A 5,379-nucleotide genomic window follows, 5' to 3' on the forward strand; every position below is an offset into this window, starting at 1 on the left:
CGTTTTGAGTAAAGTTTTATATGACACAATTTAATCTGTCCTCACGGAATCCTCTTGCTTCAGCAAGGGAAGGAGGCCAAAATATGTGGCACAGTTCGTTGCGGTAAAAGCAAAAAAGTAGTATTGTAAAAGTACTGCATTTTTATATTGGAACAAATGTCTATCGATAATTCTAAGTTTGAATTAATAAAAAACCAACCGTAAAAACTGGCCTTAATCCTCATAGGCAAAGTAACACAATTGTCCAGAATCGTAAGATCCTAAAGAAATAATAGCGCATAAATTAAAAAAATCAAGCTCTAATCAAAAAGAAAGAAAAAACATATAATTATACTAAAACATTTTATATCAATTAAGATGGGAAATATTATAGAAGATTTTTTTCATTATCAAAACTAACTACATAAGTATTAGAAATAAAAATAATCTGACTGGCTTTTCTTGAAAATACTGTGTTTGTGAAATTTGCAAAAGCGTATTTTTTGTTTTATATTAGACTTGACAAGAAGGGAGGAATTAGAAATGGAATCTGATTCAGAAAAAGGACATGATTTTGAAATTGACCATAACGTTTACATTTTAGGTGCAGGTTTTTCTAAAGCGGCGGAGAAGTTCTGCAAATATTAATTAACGATGGTAATCCTTTGCCAAACTATTCAAAGGCACTCCATCAAATATTAAAATTTCGCAAAGAATTATCATCCTGCGGATATTTTATTCAAGTAGATTTGGATAACATAGAGGATCTCTTGAGTATAATTCACGCTGATACTCATTATATAAAAAAATATAATAATTCTATTACTTTAGCAATTTCAATTACATTAAAGCATTTGCTTGAAAAATATTTTTCAAATGAAGAATCTAATATTATTTCTATAAAAAAAACAAACGATATAGATATACTTTCTCAAAAAAAAATTTCTTGAAAATATGTTTCCAAAGGCAACTATCGATCACGATAGTCTTGAAATTTCACTATGTAAAACTTTATTTTATGATTTTTTAATCGCAAGCTTATTGAAACTAAAAGAAGAAAGTCAAACTTCTACAAAAAATACATTTATCACATTTAATTATGACAATTTGTTAGAAAAAACATTAGAAGACAGATTAAATTTAAAACGAGACAAGGATTATACTACAGATTCAGATATAATGAATAAAGATTCAAATATAATACCAATTATCAAATTGCATGGGTCAATTGATTGGATAAAAGACGGTAATAAAATAAAAATAAAACAAAAAAGTGATCCTAATGATAAAGAAAGAATCATTATACCTCCTACATTTAAAAAAGTAGGTCAATCTCAAAAATTATGAGAAAACGCAATCAATTATTTAAAAACAGCTACACGCATAATTATAATTGGATATTCTTATCCAGTTAGTGATGCAGAATTTAAATATTTACTTGCCGTTGGGTTAAAGGATAACATATCATTACAAAAAGTATTTTTCGTAAATCCTAATAAGAAAGATTTTGAAAGAGTTGATAGTTTATTTACAACAAAAAACATAGAACACATTAAACTAGCAATAAGCAAGAATAGTTTTAAAGATAAAAAAAATACAAACTAATGGAAAAGTTATTTGAAAAAATTAACAGAAAGCTATCAGTTGAACCAGAAATTCCAATTCAATTCTCTGATTTAGTTAATCATTATTCTAAACCAGCTAACTGAATATTTTATATCTTAGTTAAATTTATTTTGCCAATAAAAACATAGCTAAATAAGTTTACACAAAAAAGTCGTTAAACTTTTTGCAATTAATTTTATAAAACTCTTCTGTTCCTTTAGTAAAAACTGCTATATTATCGGACAGTCTGGCAAACCCCTCCTCTTTTAATTTTTCTGAATTCCCTTCTATTGGTTCTTCTCTCTTCCCCAAGGGTATTCCATCTCTCGTCATTGCCACAAGATTTACGAATATATTTTCATTTTCATTTTCATTTTTATTTTTATTTTTATTTTTATTTTCCTCATTACCCTTTTTATATGATGATTCTAATATCTCTAAGTTCTCTTCTGTGCTTTTAGTAACAAAAATAATTTTACTACCAGTGATACCAACAGAATTTACTAGAAAAGAATTTAGATGATAGTCATTTAGCGAAGCTCCAACTATAACAATAAACTCTGCTTTACTTACATCAACTGCAAATTTATGAATATAGGATGCAAATGGATTTACTGAAAATGCAACCATTTTATCTAAACCGGTTATAAGATAAGTGTTATAATGCCATCCTTTTGAACCTTCATTTTTAGAAGATATCCTATTAACCGAATTATTTGGAATTAATCCTTGAAATCTTTGTTTTTGTGCTTCTCTATAATGACTGTTAAACCCCATTTCACCAATAGCCTGTTGTGGCTTAATCCCTACATGTCCATGCATAAAAGCTAAGGTATTATTTTCGTTCATAAATTTTTTTCTTGAAAAAATTTTTTGGTTATTATTATTATCAAAACAAATGTGAAATTTATTGCGTTGCGATTTACATAGTGATTCGTATAATAAAGGGTGTAAAAAGTCAACTAAAATTGAGCCAGCAGGGCCAACAAATTTGTAGACTATAATCTTGTCAAGTCTTTTTTATATTTTTTTACGCAACGCTTTGCTTTGTCACATAGTCTTCCTCCCAGAAAGTATTGTTTCTTAAACAAGCATGAATGATTCTCATAAGTTTATTCATGCAGGCAACGATGCATACTCTGCCTGGCTTATCCTTTGATTTAAGTTTCAAATAAAATTCTTTTATTTGCTTATTAGATTTTATGGCACTTATATTAGCCATGTACAAAGCTTTCCTAACCTGAAATCTTCCTCCTGTTATTTTGCCTTTTTTCTTGACTTTGCCGCTTTCTTTGCTAAATGGAGCTATACCAATTAAACTAAAGGCTTGTTTCTTAGAGATATCTTTAATCTCTGGCAAGAACCCCATTATTGTGGAAGACAAGACTCGGCCTACCCCTGGTATACTTTCAATGATTTTAATCTTTTTACTTAAGTCATCTCTTTTTTTAAAAGGCTGTTTATATCGTATTCTATAACTTTAAGTTCTTTTTCTAAAAAAGCAATAACCCTTGCTATGCTGCTTTTAATCTTTGCATCTGCTAAAGAAAGCCTGTTCTTTTCTAAAGCCAATATGACCTATAATCTGCTCTCTTCTTCTTAAGAGCTCTTTAAGCTCTACTATGTCTTTGTCTATGAGATTTGTTGGCTTTGGCTTAATAGTACTAGCAAAACAGGCAATTACGCAAATCTCAATACTGTCGCTTTTAGCCAGTATACCCATTGCATCTGCATACCTTCTTACATTTTTCGGATTTACAACCGCAAATGGTATATTGTTTTCTGCCAGAAAATAGCAAACAGCCTTTTCATACCCGCCAGATGATTCTGAGACAACAGCTTCTAAAGATTCCAGGGATCTAACAAACTCAAGAAGCTTTTTAAAGCCTTTTTCGTTGTTTTCTACCTTAAAGGTCTTTTTGTTAACATTGGTTCCTACATAAATCTCTTCTTTAGAGATATCCAACCCTACATACATGTTAACCTCCTATACATGCAAAATACGAGCTTTAAAGCTCATCTGACTATCCAGAATAGCTAACAAGGCTGGGCACTAAAAAAGCAAATTTTCAGGCTTTTTGTCCTTGAGCCACCCTCTGTGTCCCAGCCAGATTCTTTATATATATTATATATGAGACAGTCTTGAGTATGAAAATAAACCATCTATCTTAACACCTGTGTTTACATCAACTGCATAGGGCTTTACCGTTTTTATAGCTTCCCAAGACATTTTCTGGTGTTAAACCATCAGCCAAACAAGCCTTTATAGCATCATTAATACTTTTTGCTCCAGCAATTTGGACTTTCAAAGAAGATCTCCAAGAATTGTAATTTTAATTCGTTGCGCAAAAATATCAATAAATAAAAGCAATAAAAAATAAAGAAAAAACCGAATTTATATTTTTGTTTTTTTGGTTTATTTTGATAAGTTCGTTGTTTGTTTATATATCTTTTGTTTGTTTTTTATTTATTTGTTTGTTTGTAATTATTAAACACATGCCACAAAAGAAATTCTACATTGCACTTGATAATCATAGCTTGCACCAGTATTATACTTTTTAGGAGGTTTTAATGGCAGAATTCACAAAAAAAGACAATGTCATTGATTTTAAGACTTTTAAACAATCACAAGACCTTCAAAAGCTATTTGAAAGCAATGAAAAAGACTTTTTTGACAATTTAATGAACTTTTTCAAAGACAGAGGAGTTCAAGAAAATACTTTGCCATACAAAAAAGCTGATATTTACACAAGCGCCATCTACAAAAACGCTAAAATAGGCTTTGGGATGATTGTAGAAGTAGATTCTAATCTATTTCATAAACACTCAGAAATCATCAGCATTAACCCAAGTAATTTTGATAAGAAAAAGCTAAATATTATTGCTAAATACAAAGCATTCATTAAAGCTGTAGAACTTACTTCAAAGCTAAGCATTACTGCAGAAACAATAGCATTTTGCACTGACTCTAAGTTCCTAGTAGACCTTTTGCATTTTAAAAAGAAAGTCCAAGATCCGCAATTTTTGGCATTGTATGAAGATTTAGAGTGCGCTACAGAGGAGCTTAATGAAAACGTCTCCAACTATGTTAGAATCAATATACCAAGCAAAACGGGCACATGGGGTATAAGCTATAGCTACAGCAAAAACCCACAGGCAATGCTTTTGGCAAAGACTGCTCTAAATAAAAGCCTGCAAATAAAAATAATCAAATAAGCTACTGGATACCCAAAATACCATGCAACTTACAACTTGTTGGATATAGTAAAAGAAAAAAACTTTATTGTGTATTGCAATTAAAAATCGCAACAAAAACATCTTTATTTAAAAACTGTCAGTGATTTTTTGCCTTTGTAGACTACACTCTTCAAATTACTAATTCACGCGTAAGAATCAAAAACATTTTATTGGCTTTGGCGTATTCTATAATCTCCGAAGTGTATTGGCTTGCTGGAGAAGGACATAAAACTCGATTTTCAAGCTTACAGTTTACACCATTGGTTATTTTTATTACGTGGTCTGTAAAATTTCTTATCTGGTGCATTCCACTGTGTAGGCTGCATAAGCATTGCAATAACCGCACCTTGCGGTAATTTTGATGCAAAACTGTTAATCAAGTCAATAAGCGTTTTATGAAATGCATCTAAATCCATGTTTGCCAAATCTGTAGGATCATTGCTGTATTTGCCCTCTGCTTGTTTCCAATAAGGAGGGTCAAGGTAGACAAGCTTTACATCCTGCTAGCGTGGGACTAAAGGCAAGCCGTCTGTAACAACATCATGCTGTCTTATTTCT

8 protein-coding genes are annotated in these 5,379 nt (G+C 30.7%); 3 read left to right on the forward strand and 5 right to left on the reverse strand.

Features of this window, described 5'->3' with window-relative positions:
• The first annotated feature begins 749 nt into the window (after window positions 1-749).
• Complete coding sequence (locus Q0C22_RS07865; RefSeq protein WP_291493505.1) at window positions 750-929, forward strand: hypothetical protein; 180 nt, start codon at window positions 750-752, stop codon at window positions 927-929.
• 4 nt (window positions 930-933) lie between these two features.
• The gene (locus tag Q0C22_RS07870; RefSeq protein ID WP_291493507.1) at window positions 934-1,326 is read left to right on the forward strand and encodes an SIR2 family protein; all 393 of its coding nucleotides are present in this window, start codon (window positions 934-936) and stop codon (window positions 1,324-1,326) included.
• 417 nt (window positions 1,327-1,743) lie between these two features.
• On the opposite strand, the gene Q0C22_RS07875 is transcribed toward Q0C22_RS07870, so the two are convergent.
• The 4 genes from Q0C22_RS07875 to Q0C22_RS07890 all read right to left on the reverse strand — a co-directional run bounded on the left by Q0C22_RS07875 (window position 1,744) and on the right by Q0C22_RS07890 (window position 3,893).
• Window positions 1,744-2,433, reverse strand: a complete 690-nt coding sequence (locus Q0C22_RS07875; RefSeq protein WP_291493509.1) for a hypothetical protein — start codon at window positions 2,431-2,433, stop codon at window positions 1,744-1,746.
• A gap of 181 nt (window positions 2,434-2,614) precedes the next feature.
• Window positions 2,615-3,055, reverse strand: coding sequence for a transposase (locus Q0C22_RS07880; protein ID WP_367172132.1), 441 nt, complete (start codon window positions 3,053-3,055; stop codon window positions 2,615-2,617).
• A gap of 54 nt (window positions 3,056-3,109) precedes the next feature.
• Window positions 3,110-3,562, reverse strand: a complete 453-nt coding sequence (locus Q0C22_RS07885) for a transposase (protein WP_291493511.1) — start codon at window positions 3,560-3,562, stop codon at window positions 3,110-3,112.
• Window positions 3,563-3,770: 208 nt separating this feature from the next.
• Window positions 3,771-3,893: a hypothetical protein gene (locus Q0C22_RS07890; RefSeq protein ID WP_291493513.1), complete on the reverse strand. Its 123-nt coding sequence runs from the start codon at window positions 3,891-3,893 to the stop codon at window positions 3,771-3,773.
• A gap of 262 nt (window positions 3,894-4,155) precedes the next feature.
• Here Q0C22_RS07890 and Q0C22_RS07895 point away from each other — a divergent pair, with 262 nt between their 5' ends.
• The gene (locus tag Q0C22_RS07895; protein WP_291493514.1) at window positions 4,156-4,800 is read left to right on the forward strand and encodes a hypothetical protein; all 645 of its coding nucleotides are present in this window, start codon (window positions 4,156-4,158) and stop codon (window positions 4,798-4,800) included.
• Window positions 4,801-5,066: 266 nt separating this feature from the next.
• Here the strand turns inward: Q0C22_RS07895 and Q0C22_RS07900 are convergent, their stop codons facing one another.
• Window positions 5,067-5,237 (reverse strand): hypothetical protein, encoded by a 171-nt coding sequence (locus tag Q0C22_RS07900; RefSeq protein WP_291493516.1) that lies wholly within the window; start codon window positions 5,235-5,237, stop codon window positions 5,067-5,069.
• Between the last annotated feature and the right edge of the window lie 142 nt (window positions 5,238-5,379).

It is taken from the genome of Desulfurella sp., assembly GCF_023256235.1.
Taxonomy (GTDB): Bacteria; Campylobacterota_A; Desulfurellia; order Desulfurellales; family Desulfurellaceae; genus Desulfurella.